Origin of the sequence: Sphingomonas sp., assembly GCF_036388435.1 — a bacterium.
Taxonomy (GTDB): Bacteria; Pseudomonadota; Alphaproteobacteria; order Sphingomonadales; family Sphingomonadaceae; genus Sphingomonas.
In genome coordinates, this window is the sequence record NZ_DASVRV010000046.1 from 152,231 (window position 1) to 166,871 (window position 14,641).

The 14,641-nt window shown below is 68.2% G+C and carries 12 protein-coding genes; 7 read left to right on the forward strand and 5 right to left on the reverse strand.

Annotated features, from left to right (window positions below; genetic code table 11):
- Window positions 1-26: 26 nt before the first annotated feature.
- Together VF592_RS10575 and serB are read right to left on the reverse strand one after the other, a co-directional pair.
- Complete coding sequence (locus VF592_RS10575; RefSeq protein ID WP_331005585.1) at window positions 27-1,640, reverse strand: methyl-accepting chemotaxis protein; 1,614 nt, start codon at window positions 1,638-1,640, stop codon at window positions 27-29.
- A gap of 130 nt (window positions 1,641-1,770) precedes the next feature.
- Window positions 1,771-2,655, reverse strand: coding sequence for a phosphoserine phosphatase SerB (serB, locus tag VF592_RS10580; RefSeq protein ID WP_331005586.1), 885 nt, complete (start codon window positions 2,653-2,655; stop codon window positions 1,771-1,773).
- Between serB and miaA the strand changes: the two genes are divergently transcribed.
- The 6 genes from miaA (at window position 2,654) to leuA (ending at window position 9,556) form a co-directional block, all read left to right on the forward strand.
- Window positions 2,654-3,577 (forward strand): tRNA (adenosine(37)-N6)-dimethylallyltransferase MiaA, encoded by a 924-nt coding sequence (gene miaA / locus VF592_RS10585; protein ID WP_331005587.1) that lies wholly within the window; start codon window positions 2,654-2,656, stop codon window positions 3,575-3,577. The two genes, serB and miaA, sit on opposite strands and share 2 nt — an antisense overlap.
- 60 nt (window positions 3,578-3,637) lie before the next feature.
- Window positions 3,638-5,395 (forward strand): biosynthetic-type acetolactate synthase large subunit, encoded by a 1,758-nt coding sequence (ilvB, locus tag VF592_RS10590; protein WP_331005588.1) that lies wholly within the window; start codon window positions 3,638-3,640, stop codon window positions 5,393-5,395.
- The gene (gene ilvN / locus VF592_RS10595) at window positions 5,395-5,910 is read left to right on the forward strand and encodes an acetolactate synthase small subunit (RefSeq protein WP_331005589.1); all 516 of its coding nucleotides are present in this window, start codon (window positions 5,395-5,397) and stop codon (window positions 5,908-5,910) included. The genes ilvB and ilvN overlap by 1 nt, the downstream gene beginning before the upstream one ends.
- Window positions 5,911-6,038: 128 nt before the next feature.
- Entirely contained in the window at window positions 6,039-7,058 is a 1,020-nt protein-coding gene (ilvC, locus tag VF592_RS10600) for a ketol-acid reductoisomerase (RefSeq protein WP_331005590.1), read from the forward strand.
- A gap of 159 nt (window positions 7,059-7,217) precedes the next feature.
- Complete coding sequence (locus VF592_RS10605) at window positions 7,218-7,814, forward strand: YceI family protein (RefSeq protein ID WP_331005591.1); 597 nt, start codon at window positions 7,218-7,220, stop codon at window positions 7,812-7,814.
- An 83-nt stretch (window positions 7,815-7,897) separates the two neighbouring features.
- Window positions 7,898-9,556 carry a 2-isopropylmalate synthase gene (gene leuA / locus VF592_RS10610; RefSeq protein WP_331005760.1) on the forward strand — a complete coding sequence of 553 codons (1,659 nt, stop codon included), beginning with the start codon at window positions 7,898-7,900 and terminating at the stop codon, window positions 9,554-9,556.
- On the opposite strand, the gene VF592_RS10615 is transcribed toward leuA, so the two are convergent.
- From VF592_RS10615 to folE, 3 genes are read right to left on the reverse strand one after another with little or no spacing between them, the layout of a single operon-like run.
- Entirely contained in the window at window positions 9,553-9,909 is a 357-nt protein-coding gene (locus tag VF592_RS10615; protein WP_331005592.1) for a dihydroneopterin aldolase, read from the reverse strand. The two genes, leuA and VF592_RS10615, sit on opposite strands and share 4 nt — an antisense overlap.
- Window positions 9,902-10,663, reverse strand: a complete 762-nt coding sequence (locus VF592_RS10620) for an SDR family oxidoreductase (RefSeq protein ID WP_331005593.1) — start codon at window positions 10,661-10,663, stop codon at window positions 9,902-9,904. Before VF592_RS10620 ends, VF592_RS10615 begins: the two co-directional genes overlap by 8 nt.
- Window positions 10,657-11,277: a GTP cyclohydrolase I FolE gene (gene folE, locus VF592_RS10625; RefSeq protein WP_331005594.1), complete on the reverse strand. Its 621-nt coding sequence runs from the start codon at window positions 11,275-11,277 to the stop codon at window positions 10,657-10,659. Before folE ends, VF592_RS10620 begins: the two co-directional genes overlap by 7 nt.
- A gap of 211 nt (window positions 11,278-11,488) precedes the next feature.
- Here folE and VF592_RS10630 point away from each other — a divergent pair, with 211 nt between their 5' ends.
- Window positions 11,489-14,581 carry a TonB-dependent receptor gene (locus VF592_RS10630; protein ID WP_331005761.1) on the forward strand — a complete coding sequence of 1,031 codons (3,093 nt, stop codon included), beginning with the start codon at window positions 11,489-11,491 and terminating at the stop codon, window positions 14,579-14,581.
- The last annotated feature ends 60 nt before the right edge of the window (window positions 14,582-14,641 follow it).

Genomic DNA, 14,641 nt, shown 5'->3' on the forward strand with positions numbered 1-14,641 from the left:
GCCGGATCGAGACCATTCCGCGACGGCTAGGCCGCCCGAAGCTCCCCAAGCAGCGACTGGGTAGCCGCGGACAGATCACTCACGCGGTCGTAGATCAACGTGGTCGCCGCCGCGACCTCCCTGGTCAGCGCACAGGTCTGGTCGGCGGTGCGCGCGCTTTCGTCGACGCCGGCCGACAGATCGTCGATCCCCTCCGACGCCCTCGCCGCATCGGCTTCGATCGACGTGGTGACCCTGTTCTGGACGATCATCGCTTCGTTGATCTCACCGGCGATGCGCGTGACCTCACCGACCTGCGCGGTGATAGCGCGCGTGCTCGCCGCGACCGAATCGACCCGGCGCTGGATCTCGTCGACCCGGCGCCGAATCTCCTCCGTAGCCCGCCGGGTCTCGTTGGCCAGGCCTTTCACCTCGTTCGCCACGACGACGAAACCTCGTCCCGCCTCGCCCGCTCGTGCCGCCTCGATCGTCGCGTTCAGCGCGAGCAGGTTGGTCTGGCTGGCGATGTCGTCGATCAGGGCGACGATCGTGCCGACATCGCGCGCATGGTCGACCAGCACGGAAATCGCTTCCTCGCTGCTGCGTGACTGCGATGCCGCGTCGGCGGTCAGCCCCGACTGGTGCTCGACGCGGGCGGCCACCGCCGTCACCGACTCGCGCAGCACATTCGCGGTCCGGCTCAGCGCGTCGGCGGATTGCACCGTGCGTTGCGCGGTCTGCGCGATCACGCCCGCGTCCAGGGCGTTCGCGGTCGTCGTGGCGGCCAGCGCCGCCGCCGCTTCCCGGCTCGACGCGGCGGCTTCGCCCAGGCTCGTCAAGGCGAGGCCGATGGTGCGGTCCAGCTTCTCGGCGAGCGAGATCATGTCGCGGCGACGATGTTCGATCAGCCGCTCCCGCGCCGCGCGCTCCCCGGCTTCGGCGGCGGTGAGGCGGTCGCGCTCCGCCTGCGCGGTTTCCGCCAGTTGCTCGCGTTCATGACTCGCCGCCAGCAATTCGGACGATTGCTCGAAATGCCCGACGAACAGCGCCGCCTGATCGATGATCGACCGCCCCAGGACGAAGACGAACACCATCAACAGGCCCAATACCTGCCAGGGAAGCACCACTAGCAGGAACACGTCGACCATGATCGTCGCCAGCGATCCCGCCAGAAACGCGAAACTCGCCAGCGGCACCGTCGCATAGTGGAGCACGCCGGCGGCCATGACGCCGACGATCACGCATACCATCAACAGCAGTCGTTCGGGAGACGCGTCGATGATCGACACGGCCAGCAACAGGCCCCACGCCGTCGACAGGACCAGCGCGATCAGCGCGGTCTGCACGATATCGGCTTGGGGATCGTCGAACCGCCAGCCGCGCGACCGTTGCCGCCACCAGGATGAAAGGTTCACCCCGATGACGATCCACATCAGCATCGCGGCGCCGGCGATCTGCACGATGTTGTTCGCGCCGCGACTCGCGGCGACCACGAACATGCTGGCTATCAGCGTCGCGACCATGGTCTTGGGCACGCTCTTTCGCACCGTCAGAAGCTGCGCCGCCATCAGCGCGTCGGCCAGCTTGTCTTTCCCGCGCGCCAGGCCGCTCAGCCGCAGGAAACGTCGCCAGCCTCGGGCGTCGCCGCTCGGCGCTTCCACGCGATGGTCCTCGCTAACCGGACTGACATTCCCCATGGCGGAGCTTTGGATCAGCGACGGTTGAGATCACGTTAAACACGTGTGCGATCATCGGCTTCGTCGGCAGCGTTGCCGCTGCCCCGGGACCGTGTCACAGCCCATCCACCCACTCGGCTCGCGCCAGCCCCTGCGCGTAGAGCAGCGCGCTCAGGTCGCCATGCTCCACCTTCGCGCCCGCCGCCGCCGCGACGACCGGCTTGGCGCGATACGCCACGCCCAATCCCGCGCGGCGGATCATCGGCAGGTCGTTGGCGCCGTCGCCCACCGCCAGGCACGCTTCCATCCCCACCCCCGCCTGCGCCGCCGCGCGCTCCAGCTCCAGCTCCTTGGTCGCCGCCCCGACGATCGGCCGCAGGACGCGCCCGGTCAGCCGTCCGTCCGCTTCCTCCAGCACGTTGGCGACCGCGCGGGTGAAGCCGATGGTCGCCGCCACCGGCTCGGCGAAGCGCGTGAAGCCGCCCGACACCAGCACGCACAGGGCGCCCCGCGCCCGCATCGTCCCCACCAGCGCACGGGCCCCCGGCATGATGCGCACCCGCTCGGCCAGGCAGCGATCGACCACCCCGGCGTCCATTCCCGCGAGCAGCGCGACCCGCGCGTCCAGCGCTCCTTCGAAATCCAGCTCGCCCCGCATCGCCGCCTCGGTGATCGCCGCGACCTCGGGTTTGATGCCGGCATAATCCGCCAGTTCGTCAATGCACTCGACGGTGATCATCGTCGAATCCATGTCCGCGACCAGCACGCGGTGCATCCGCGTGGCCACCGCCTGCACGATCACGTCCGTCCGCAGGACCGCGCCCTCCAGTGCGCCGCGCGCCACGTCGGGGGCCATGCCGAAGAACAGGTCCGCCGCGACGCCCTCGTCGATCCAGCCGCTCGTCGCGGGCGCGCAGCCGGCCGCGCGCAGCCGGTCGAGCGCCGCCGAAATATCGCCCGCGCCGATCCGGTCGGCTGCTATCAGCGTGGCCGTGAACATGAGTCGCCCTCCTCTGGTGGTGATCGCAGGCCCGACCGCGAGCGGCAAGTCCGCCGCCGCGCTCGCGCTCGCCCAGGCGACCGGCGGCACGGTGATCAACGCCGATTCCGCCCAGGTCTACCGCGACCTGCGCATTCTCTCCGCCCGCCCGTCGGTCGTCGAGGAAGCGCGCGCGCCGCACCGGCTGTTCGGCCATATTGACGGCGCCGAGCCCTGCTCCGCCGCGCGCTGGGCCACAGACGCCCGCGCCGCGGTCGCCGACGCGACCGCGCGCGGATCGCTCCCGATCCTGGTCGGCGGCACCGGCCTCTACCTGCGCACCCTGCTCGACGGCATCGCCCCCGTCCCCGCCATCGACGCCGCCCTGCGCGCGGAAGTCCGCGCCCTTCCCGTCGCCGAGGCGTACCGCCTGCTCGCCGCGGCGGATCCCGACGCCGCCGCGCGCCTCGCCCCCGCCGACACCAGCCGCGTCGCCCGCGCACTGGAGGTAGTCCGCGCCACCGGCCGCCCCTTGTGCGACTGGCAGCGGGAGCGCGCAGGCGGGATCGGCGAGGCGCATCACGTCGCCGGCGTCGTCCTCCTGCCCGACCGCGACACGCTGGCGCCCCGCATCGACACACGCCTCCGGGCCATGTTCGACGAGGGCGCGATCGACGAGGTCGCCGTGCTCCTGGCGCGCGATCTCGACCCCGACCTTCCCGTCATGCGCGCCATCGGCGTGCCGCCGATCGCGGCGCTGCTGGCGAGCGCCACGACCCGCGACGAGGCGATCGCGCGGACCCGGCTCGACACCAGCCGCTACGCCAAGCGCCAGCGCACCTGGTTCCACCACCAGAGCCCGCCCGGCTGGACCATCTCCGACACGCCCGATGCTGTTCCGCAGCAAATTATAACAATGTTGCGCGATTGTGCGTTGACGTGAACAGTTGTTGTTCCTACTCGCCACGGGATGGATCGGGTTCATGAAGGTGGCGGAGGCGGTATGACCGAGAAGAGCGGCGCGGACATCCTTGTCGACGCGCTGTGCGACCTGGGGGTCGAGCTCGTCTTCGGCTATCCCGGCGGCGCCGTCCTGCCCATCTACGACGCGCTGTTCCGGCATGGCGGCAATGGCGGCCGCATCCGCCACATCCTCGTCCGCCACGAACAGGCCGCCACCCACGCCGCCGAAGGCTATGCGCGCTCGACGGGCAAGCCCGGCGTGGTGCTGGTGACCAGCGGCCCCGGCGCCACCAACGCGGTGACGGGCATCACCGACGCGCTGATGGACTCGATCCCCATGGTCGTCATCACCGGCCAGGTCCCCACCTCGCTGATCGGCACCGACGCCTTTCAGGAGGCCGACACCGTCGGCATCACCCGCCACTGCTCCAAGCACAATTACCTGGTCAAGGATCCCGCGCGGCTGGGCGAGGTGATCCACGAGGCGTTCCACATCGCCACCACCGGCCGCCCCGGCCCCGTCGTCGTCGACATCCCCAAGGACGTCCAGGTCGCCACCGCCCGCTACGTCAAGCCCGGCCCCATCCGCCACAAGACCTACCGCCCCCAGCTCAAGGCGCCCCGCGCCGACGTCGAGGCCGCGGTCGAGATGCTCGCCGCCGCCGAGCGTCCCGTGCTCTACACCGGTGGCGGCGTCATCAACGCCGGCCCCGGCGCGAGCCAGCTCCTGCGCGAGCTGCAACGGCTGTGCGGCGCCCCCGTCACCTCGACGCTGATGGGCCTGGGCGCCTTTCCCGCCAGCCATGACGCCTGGCTCGGGATGCTGGGGATGCACGGCACGGTCGAGGCGAACATGGCCATGAACAAGGCCGACCTGCTCGTCGCGGTCGGCAGCCGCTTCGACGACCGCGTGACTGGTCGGCTCGACGCGTTCAGCCCCGGCAGCCGCAAGATCCACATCGATATCGATCGCTCGTCCGTCAACAAGACGGTGCGCGTCGACCTCGCCGTCATCGGCGACGCGGGGCATGTGCTCGAGGACATGGTGCATCTGTGGAAGGCGCGCCAGCACGCCCGCCCCGACCTGTCCGACTGGTGGCGTCGCATCGCCGGCTGGCGCGCGGGCAATTGCCTGGAATTCGACGAGACGGGCGACGCGATCATGCCCCAGGCGGCGATCCGCGCGCTCCACGCCGCCACCGCGCACCGCCAGCCGATCATCACCACCGAGGTCGGCCAGCACCAGATGTGGGCCGCCCAGCATTTCGGCTTCGAACTGCCCAACAAATGGCTGACCTCGGGCGGGCTCGGCACGATGGGCTACGGCCTGCCCGCCGCGATCGGCGCGCAGCTCGGCGATCCGCAGGCGTTGGTCATCGACATCGCGGGCGAGGCGTCGATCCAGATGAACATCCAGGAACTGGCGACCGCGACCCAATACCGGCTGCCGGTCAAGATTTTCATCCTCAACAACGAATATATGGGCATGGTCCGCCAGTGGCAGGAGCTCAATTACGAGTCCCGCTACGCCGAAAGCTATTCCGACAGCCTCCCCGATTTCGTGAAGCTCGCCGAGGCTTACGGATGGAAGGGCATCCGCATCGAGCACCGCGCCGATCTCGACGCCGGCATCGCCGCGATGCTCGCGCATGACGGCCCGGTGATGGTCGATTGCCGCGTGTCCAAGCTCGCCAATTGCTTTCCCATGATCCCCAGCGGCGCGGCGCATGACGAGATGATCCTGTGGGCCAATGAGGTCTCGGGCGAGATGACCGACGAAGCGCGGGCGCTGGTTTGATGCGGATTCGCGAGGAGGCGGTCGAGCGTCATACCTTGTCGATCCTGGTCGACAATGAACCCGGCATCCTGGCGCGCATCGCCGGGCTGTTCACCGCCCGCGGCTACAACATCGAATCGCTGACGGTGTCGGACGTGTCGGCGGACCACGCGGTCAGCCGCATCACCATCGTCACCGCCGCCAGCGCCGCCACGATGGAGCAGATCCTGTCGCAGCTCGACCGGCTGGTGCCCGTCCATTCGGTCACCGACCTGACCACGCTCGGCCCCCATGTCGAACGCGAGCTCGCGCTGGTGAAGGTGGCCGGCGTCGGCGACCACCGGATCGAGGCGCTGCGCCTGGGCGAGGTCTACCGCGCGCGTGTCGTCGACGCGACCACCTCGTCCTTCGTCTTCGAGGTGACGGGCGGGCGCGACAAGATCGACACCTTCGTCGCGCTGATGGGCGAACTCGGCCTGGTCGAGATCGCCCGCACGGGCATCGTCGCCATCGCGCGGGGGCGCGAGGCGGCCTGAAGGAAGCGACCAAAATCCATCCATATCCGTCACCCCGGACTTGATCCGGGGTCCCGCTTCATCCTGCGGCGGGAACGAAAAACCGGGACCCTGGCTAAAGGCCGGGGCGACGAAAAGGGGAACACCATATGCGCGTATTCTACGACCATGACGCCGACCTGAACCTCGTCACCGCCAAGCGCGTCGCGATCGTCGGCTATGGCTCCCAGGGCCATGCCCATGCCCAGAATCTGCGCGATTCCGGCGTCGCCGAGGTCGCGGTCGCGCTCCGCCCCGGCTCGGCCACCGCCGCCAAGGCCGAGGCCGCGGGCTTCCGCGTCATGACCAATGCCGACGCCGCCGCCTGGGCGGACATCGTCATGATCCTCGCCCCCGACGAGCTTCAGGCCGCGATCTGGGCCGACGACCTCAAGGCCAACATGAAAGCGGGCGCCGCCCTCGCCTTCGCCCATGGCCTCAACGTCCATTTCGGGCTGATCGAGCCGCGCCCCGACCTCGACGTCATCATGATCGCGCCCAAGGGCCCCGGTCACACCGTCCGTTCCGAATATCAGCGCGGCGGCGGCGTTCCCTGCCTGATCGCCGTCCAGCAGGACGCGAGCGGCAACGCCCACGACCTCGCGCTCGCCTATGCGTGCGGCCTCGGCGGCGGCCGCTCCGGCATCATCGAGACCAATTTCCGCGAGGAATGCGAGACCGACCTGTTCGGCGAGCAGGCGGTCCTGTGCGGCGGCCTGACCCATCTGATCCAGGCGGGGTTCGAGACGCTGACCGAAGCGGGCTACGCCCCCGAAATGGCCTATTTCGAATGCCTGCACGAGGTGAAGCTGATCGTCGACCTGATGTACGAGGGCGGGATCGCGAACATGCGCTATTCCATTTCGAACACCGCCGAATATGGCGACATCACCACGGGTCCGCGCATCATCACCGATGAGACCAAGCGCGAGATGAAGCGCGTCCTCGACGACATCCAGGGCGGGCGCTTCGTGTCGAAATTCGTGCTCGATAACCGCGCCGGCCAGCCCGAGCTCAAGGCCGCCCGCAAGCGCGCCGCCGCCCACCCGATCGAGAAGGTCGGCGCGGAGCTGCGCGCGATGATGCCGTGGATCGGCGCCAACAAGCTGGTCGACCGCGACCGGAACTGAACCGATCATACCGTTTCCGGCTCGCCTCTGTCCTACAGCCGTCTATCGGTGCATACCGATCCAACAGCCGCCTCGGCCCGTTATTGCGTAGCGTTCGCAACGAGGCGAGCTTGTTTTGGCGTGAACTTCCAGTGAACTTTCGATCCAGGAGCCGTCCCCATGCATCGTCTCGTCCCCGTCCTCGCTCTCATCCTCGCCGCTCCCGCCGCCGCGCAGATGCCCGGCCAGCCGAACCCGCGCCTCGTCACGGCGGGCACCTACCGGGTCGACACCAACCATACCCAGGTCACCTGGTCGGTCAATCATCTCGGCTTCTCGATGCTCCAGGGCCAGTTCGGCGCGTCGGGCGGCCAGGCGGTGATCGACCCCGCGCGCCCCGCGGCCAACAAGGTCGAGGTGACGTTCGACGTGAGCCAGATGTCGGTGACCAGCGCGCCCTTCGCGACCCATCTCAAGAGCAAGGACTTCTTCGACGTCGCCGCCCATCCGACCGCGCGCTTCGTGTCGCGCTCCGTCGCGATCCGGGGCGATGCGGCGACCGTCACCGGCGATCTGACGATCAAGGGCATCACCAAACCCGTGACGCTCCAGGCGACTTTCGTGGGCGCCGGCCCCAACCCGCGCAGCAAGAAGACCAATTTCGGCTTCCGCGCGACGGGCACGATCAACCGTTCCGACTTCGGCCTCGGCATGGCGGCCCCCGCCGTGTCCGACCGGGTCGCGCTGGAGATCAACGCCGCCTTCGAAGCCGCGTAAACGCCACCCGATCGTCCGGCCGCTCCGTCCAGCCAGCGGGGCGGCTGGACAGGTCGGCGGGGATGCTCGACAGGACCATCATCATGCGCCGCGACCCGTCGACCAAATATCGCCCCTTTCCCCAGGTCGACCTGCCCGATCGGCGATGGCCGGGTCGCAGCATCACCGCCGCCCCGCGCTGGCTGTCGACCGACCTGCGCGACGGCAACCAGGCGCTGATCGATCCGATGGACGCCGAGAAGAAGCGCCGCTTCTTCGACCTGCTCGTCCAGGTCGGGCTGAAGGAGATCGAGGTCGGCTTTCCCAGCGCGGGCGCGACCGAGTTCGACTTCATCGCCGGCCTCGTCCGCTCCGGCGCGATTCCCGACGACGTCACCGTCCAGGTCCTCACCCAGTCGCGCCGCGACCTGATCGAGACGAGCTTCCGCAGCCTGGAGGGCGCGCGCACCGCGATCGTCCATCTCTACAATGCGGTCAGCCCCGCCTGGCGCCGCATCGTCTTCGGCATGGACCGCGCCGAGGTAAAGGCGATCGCGGTCGAGGGGGCCAAGGTCCTGCGCGACGAGGCGGCGAAGCGCCCGGATACCGACTGGCGGTTCGAATACAGCCCGGAAACCTTTTCCACCGCCGAGCTCGATTTCTCGCTGGAGGTCTGCGAGGCGGTGATGGACGTGCTTCGGCCGACCCCGGACCGCCCGATCATCTTCAACCTGCCCGCCACCGTCGAGGCGGCGACCCCCAACATCTATGCCGACCAGATCGAATGGTTCGGCCGCCACATCCGCGACCGCGACGCCTGCCTGATCTCGCTCCACACCCATAATGATCGCGGCACCGGCGTCGCCGCGGCGGAACTCGGGCTGATGGCTGGGGCCGACCGGGTCGAGGGCTGCCTGCTCGGCAATGGCGAGCGCACGGGCAATTGCGACCTCGTGACCGTCGCGCTCAACCTCTACACGCAAGGCGTCGCTCCCGGGCTCGACTTCTCCGACATCGACCGGATCGTGAACGTCGTCGGCTATTGCACCAACCTGCCGATCCACCCGCGCACGCCCTATGCCGGCGATCTCGTCTTCACCGCCTTTTCGGGGTCGCACCAGGACGCGATCAAGAAGGGCTTCGCCGCCCAGGCCGAGCGCAACGACGAATATTGGGAGGTGCCCTACCTTCCCATCGACCCCGCCGATCTCGGGCGCAGCTACGAGGCGGTGATCCGCGTCAATTCGCAATCGGGCAAGGGCGGCGTCGCCTGGGTGATCGAGCAGGATCGCGGGCTCAAGCTCCCCAAGCGGCTCCAGGCCGATTTCAGCCGCCACGTCCAGGCGCTCGCCGACCGGGCGGGCCGCGAGCTCGACGCGGGCGACATCTGGCGGCTGTTCGAGACGACCTATCTCCCCGGCCCCGGCGACCGCATCGCCCTGCGCGACTATAATGAGAGCGGCGCGGCGGGCGACCGGCTATTCGTCGGCCGGGTCGCGGTGGACGGCGCCGAACGCTCGATCACCGGGCGCGGCAACGGCCTGATCTCGGGCGTCGTGGCCGCGCTGGCGGCGGCGGGCATCCCCGCGCTCGACGTGGTCGACTATAACGAGCACGCCATCGGCCACGGCGCCGACGCGACCGCCGCCGCCTATGTCGAATGTCGCTTGGGCGACGGCGCGACGGTCTTCGGGGTCGGGATCGACACCGACGTGGCGACCGCCGGGGTCCGCGCGGTGCTCAGCGCCGCCAACCGCGCCTAACGCGTCCGCGTGACCTCGCACCCGACGCGCGCGTCCGGGTAGATGTCGGGCTTCTCGGAGCGCACCGTCACCTCGGCCACGCGCGGGTCCCGCAGGCAGAGCGCGGCCACGGCGTCGCACAACGTCTCCTGCAACGCGAAGCGCCGCTCGCGCGCCATCCGGTGGACCCCCTCGCGCACGAAGTCGTAATCGAGCACCTCCTCGATCCGGTCCGCCGACACCGGCCCCGGATAGTCGACCGTCATCCGCACCCACAACCGCACCCGCTGCGGCGCGGCGAGCTCGACCGGATGGATGCCCAGCCCGATCATCACCTCCAGCTCGTCGAGCAGGGTCGTGTACCGCTCAGCCACCGGTCACCTCGCGATCCTCGAACATCACGTCGCCCCCGCGCGCCAGGAAACGCTGCCCGCAATCGACGAACAGGTTCTGGCCCGACACGCCCTGCGACCCGATCAGATACGCGACCGCGTCCGCCACCGCCTCCGCGCCGACCGGGCGTCCGAGCAGGTTCTTGGCCGCGGCGCGCGCGAACTCGTCCGCGCTCTGGTCCCCGCTCGCCAGCGTCAGCCCCGGCGACACCGCGTTGACCCGCACGCGCGGCCCCAGCGCCTGGGCGAGCATGGTCGTCGCTCCCTCCAGCGCGATCTTGGCACAGCTATAGGAGAAGAAGTCCGGGTTCGGGTTCGCCACCTTCTGATCCAGGATGTTGACCACCGCCGCGTCCTCGACATCCTCCTGCGCCGCCACCGCGCAGGCGAGCCGCACCGGCGCGGCCAGGTTCACGCGGTGCAACCGGTCGAGCAGCGCCGGTTCGACTTCGGGCGGGCGATCATATTCGAACATCGACGCGCTGTTGACGAGCCCGTCGATCGGGCCGCCCACCGCGTCGCGCGCACGATCGACCAGCGTCGCCACCGTCGCCTCGTCGCCCAGATCGCCGCCGACCGCGACGCCGCCGATCTCCCGCACCAGCGCGCGCGCCTCGTCCGCCGACCGACCGTGATGGATCACCAAGCGGTGGCCATCCTCCGCCAGCCGCCGCGCGATGGCCGCGCCCAGTCGCTTGGCGCCGCCCGTGACCAGGACCGTTCGCGCGGTCAGCACCCCATCAGCGCCAGCACCTCGCGCCGTGACCGCTCGTCCTCCTTGAACACGCCCATCATCCGGCTCGTCGCCATGGTGACCCCCGGCGTCCGGACGCCGCGCGCGGTCATGCAGGCGTGCGTCGCCTCGATCACCACGGCCACGCCCAGCGGCTTGAGATTGTCCCAGATACAGTCCGCCACCTCGGCCGTCAGCCGCTCCTGCACCTGCAATCGCCGGGCGAAGCCATGGAGCACGCGCGCGAGCTTGGAGATGCCGACCACATGATTGCGCGGCAGATAGGCGATGTGCGCCCGCCCGATGATCGGCGCCATATGGTGCTCGCAATGCGACTGGAACGGGATGTCCTTCAGCAGCACGATCTCGTCATAGCCGCCCACTTCCTCGAACACACGCGCCAGGTGGAGCGACGGCTCGTCGTCATAGCCGCCGCAATATTCCTTCCACGCCTTGGCGACGCGGCGCGGCGTGTCGAGCAGTCCCTCGCGGTCGGGATCGTCGCCCGCCCAGCGGATCAGCGTCCGGATCGCGTCGCGCACCGCGTCGGGAACGATCGGGGTCGGCCCGGACGCGACAAGATCGCCCGCGGACGCGCCGTCCTCGCCGACGTTCATGTCCGGTCACCCAGGCCGGCGCTCCGCAAGGGGAAGTCAGTCCGCGCCCGCACCTGTATCATTTCGGCAACTCCGCTTCCGTACCATGTCTCGGCATACCCGCCTCGGTTGACGCGGGCGTTTTCCCGCCGCTACGCTCCGTACCAGAAGCACGAACAGGCGTAACCGGCAACAGACCGGATGCCGCGACCTTTAGGAGGGGATGCCCGTGATCAGATCTTCGCACCTGCTCGCCGTGTCGGCGCTGGCGCTCATGACCGCCTCGCCCGCCTGGGCGCAGACCGGCGACACGACGACGTCGCAGAATACGGAGCCGACCAACCAGCCGGGCCAGGAAGCGACGACGCAGGATGCGATCGGCCCCACCCAGGGCGGCGTGGGCGACATCGTCGTCACCGCCCAGCGCCAGTCGCAGCGCCTGCAGGACGTTCCGATCGCGGTGTCCGCCTTCACCGCCGACAATCTCGAAAAGCAGCAGATCGTGAACCCGGTCGCGCTCCAGCAGTCGCTCCCCTCCATCACCTTCACCAAGACGAACTTCACCTCGTCCAGCTTCACGATCCGCGGCATCGGCGACCTGTGCGTCGGCGTGACATGCGACAGCGCCACCGCGATTCACGTCAACGACATGCCGCTGCTCACGACGCGCCTGTTCGAGACCGAGTTCTTCGATCTGGAACGGATCGAGGTATTGCGCGGGCCGCAGGGCACCCTGTTCGGTCGCAACGCGACGTCCGGCGTCGTCAATTTCATCACCGCCAAGCCCGACCTGTCGGGCATCCACGCCGCCGGCGAGTTCGAATATGGCAATTACGACTCGAAGCGCCTGCGCGGCATGTTCAACCTGCCGATCACCGACACGCTCGGCGTGCGCCTGGCGGGCACCTATCTGAAGCGCGACGGCTATACCCGCAACCTGTTCGACGACTCGCGGATCGACGATCGCGATCTGTACGCGGTGCGCGGCACCGTGTCCTACGAGCCGACCAGCGACACCCGCCTCGACCTCATGGCCTATTATTTCCGCGAGGACGATAATCGCAGCCGCATCCAGAAGCAGCTCTGCAACCGCGATGCCACCGGCGTGCTGGGCTGCTCGCCCGACCGGCTCGAATATGAGACCACCAACGGCAATTCCACGCTCGCCGCGGTGCAGTCGTCGCGCGAATTCTATCCCATCGCGCTCGGCCCGACGCCGCTCGCGGCGCTGGGCCCGGTGTTCGCGCAATTCGGCCTGCAGAGCATCTACGGCCCCGACACCTTCCAGGGCGTCGTGAACCCCGCGAACAACCGTACCGTCAACGTCGATTTCCGCCCGACCTACTTCGCCGAAGAAGAACAATATATGGGCAAGTTCTTTCACGATTTCGGCACGATCTCGCTCAACCTGACCGGCGGTTATACCCGCAACGTCGTCAGCTCGCGTTCCGATTACAATCTGGCGGTGGAGAATCCGCTCACGAACAATCCCGGCCTCGTCGCCTTGAACACCGTCGCCGGCCTGAGCGCGGCTCAGGCGGCGGCGACCTTTGGTCCGCTCGGCCCGGTTATCACGGGCCCGATCGCGGCCGTGCGCAACATCTTGATCCCTAACGGGCCGGCGGGGGGCGTGTGCCAGTCGGCGAACGACCCGAACAATGTCGGCGTCTATGGGGGCAACGGCATCGGCTGTTTCCAGCAGAGCCTCGACTTCGACGAATCGAGCGAGACCAACAAGCAATATGCGCTCGAAGGCCATATCGACAGCCGGTTCGACGGCCCCTTCAACTTCCTGATCGGCGGCATCTATGTCGATAAGCGGACCTATAACAACAGCTACTATGTGAATGCCTTCGGGCTCGACTATGCATCGGGCCTGCTCGGCGCGATCGACACGATCGGCGCCAGGCTGTCCGGTGCGCCCACCACCCCGAACCTGTTCCGGGCATCTCCCTTCTTTCGCAACAATACCGATTTCTTCCGCTTGAGATCCTACGGTGTCTTCGGCGAGGCGTATTTCGATCTGAACGACCGGCTCAAGATCACCGCGGGCCTTCGGTATAACAACGACAAGAAGTTCGTGCGCGCGCGGACGAGCTATATCGTCGACGCGAACGGGGCGGCCGTCGACGTACCGATCGGCTCGGCGTCCATCACCCAGGGCGTCAATTATCGCACGGCCGATTACGACGCCAGCACCCCCGGAATCCAGGAGTTCGCCGAGGGACGGGTAGGCTTCGATCGCTTGACCGGCCGGGCCGTGATCGACTTCAGGATCACGTCGGACAACCTGCTCTACGCGTCCTATTCGCGCGGCTACAAGTCGGGTGGCATCAATCCTCCCTTGTCGGCCGTGTTCACGGTGCCGACCACCTTCGCGCCCGAAAAGGTGGACTCCTTCGAGATCGGCTCGAAGAACACCTTCGGCAACGGTAGCTTCCGCTTCAATCTCACGGGATTCTACTACAAATATCAGGGGTTGCAGCTCAGCCGGATCGTGTCGCGCACGTCGGTGAACGACAATGTCAACGCGGACATTTACGGCGTCGAGGCGGAAACGATCATCAGCCCGGTGCCCGCCTTGATCGTCAACATGAATGCCAGCTATCTGAAGACCAAGGTATCAGACGACAAGTTCCTCGCCAATCCGCGCGATCCGTCGGGCGGCCGGTCCGATGCGGTGATCATCAAGGACATCACCAACGCGTCCAACTGCGCGGTCGTGCCGACGACGGCGGGGAACGTGGTGGGGGTGAACACCTTTGTGGGCGCGATCAACTCCAGCATCGGCCTGCGTGCGCCGACGCCGGTGCCGGGCACCAACACGACGGGCGCGTTCAGCGTCTGCTCGGCGCTGCAGGGCGCCGCCGCCGCGCCGCCCGCGCCCCTTCGCGCGCTCTTCGGCGTACCCACGGGCGCATTGCCGTTCGCCGTGCTGGGCTCCGGCGTGGAGGTGAACATCCGCGGCAACCGCCTGCCCCAGGCGCCTACCTACAAGGTGTCGGTCGGCGCGCAATATACGGTCGATCTGGGATCGAGCGGCTGGACGGTCGTCCCCCGCGCCGATCTCAACTATACGGGTGGCTTCACCGCGTCGGTCTTCAACCAGAATATCGATCGGGTGCAAGGCTATGAGATCGTCAACGCCCAGCTTCAGGTCAACGGACCCGATGAGCGTTTCTACGCCAGGGCGTTCGTGTCCAACCTGACGAGCAACGACGCCATCACCGGCCAATATGTGACCGACCAGTCGTCCGGCCTGTTCACCAACATCTTCACCGTGGAGCCTCGCCGCTACGGCATCGCCGCGGGGTTCAAATTCTGACGGGTCGTCCGGTCCCGGGACGGTCGCCCGCGGCCGACCGTTTCGGGTGCAACCAAGTGA